Genomic DNA, 1,012 nt, shown 5'->3' on the forward strand with positions numbered 1-1,012 from the left:
CCACCCCCCCGCGCCGGTGGTCGTTGTCGGTGTATTGGCAGCCCGATTGCCCGGTTGTCTGCTGAAAGTCTCGACCGGGCTGAAGATCGCGCCCGCCCGCCCGGAGAACAGCGTCTCGCGGCTGACCTGCGGCAGATAGGCGAGTTGCCCCGCATTGGCCGCCGCCGGCGGGAGCGCGCGGAAACTGGCCTCCTGATAGTCCCAGCGCACGCCGCCGTTCAGCTCGAAGAAGCGGTTCAGCGCCAACGTGTCGAACGCATAGACGGCCAGGTTGCGCGTCTCGCTGCGCGATTGGGCGGTGGCCACGAAGTTGATCGGGCCGGCATAATTGGTGTTCGGGTTGGCGATATCAATCGCGGGCTGCGCCACCACGCTGCCGTCCGGGTTGCGCAGCAGCGACCCCTGGGTCAGGCGGTAATTCTCGATCATGCCCGACATGCCGATGTTCAAGACATTGTGGAAACCGCCCTTCGTGCCTGCCTCATGGCGCAGGTCGATCTGGTTGGTCAGCATCTGGTTCTGCTGATCGCGCACCAGCCCGCGTGGGCCGGAGGGCAGGTAGAAACCGGCGGGTACATTGGCCGGGCACACGGCGCCGATGGTCGCAACCGGCGTCGCCGTCACCGGCTGGCGATTGGTCGCGGCCAGACAGAAGGTCCCCTGCGGCGCGCTGGTCACGCTATACTGCGTCACCTGCTGCCAGCGGGTCAGGTTGCGCACGCTCCAATGCTCGTCGATCTGATGGCGGAGGGTCGCGGTGAAGCGGTCCACCGTGCTGTCCTGCCGGTCGAGATTGGCGATCCCGAAATAGCTGGAACGCTTGGCACCCGGCCCGAAGCCGTCGACCAGGCCGTTGTCGAACCAGGGAATGCCGTAGACCGGCGTGTTGCGATCCTCCTGATGGACATAGGCGAGCGTCAGGCTGGTCGGCCCGCCGATGCCGATCGTGACGGAGGGTGCGATGCCCCAGCGCTGCATCTTCTCGACATCGCGGCCGGGGACGTCGTTGTGG

At 66.5% G+C, this 1,012-nt stretch carries 1 protein-coding gene; it reads right to left on the reverse strand.

Annotation, left to right across the window (positions count from 1 at the left end; genetic code table 11):
- Positions 1-1,012, reverse strand: a 1,012-nt coding sequence (locus tag U1700_RS15480) for a TonB-dependent receptor domain-containing protein (protein WP_332753545.1), incomplete at both ends; no start/stop codon positions are given.

It is taken from the genome of Sphingomonas sp. RB1R13, assembly GCF_036663775.1.
Classification (GTDB): Bacteria; Pseudomonadota; Alphaproteobacteria; order Sphingomonadales; family Sphingomonadaceae; genus Sphingomicrobium.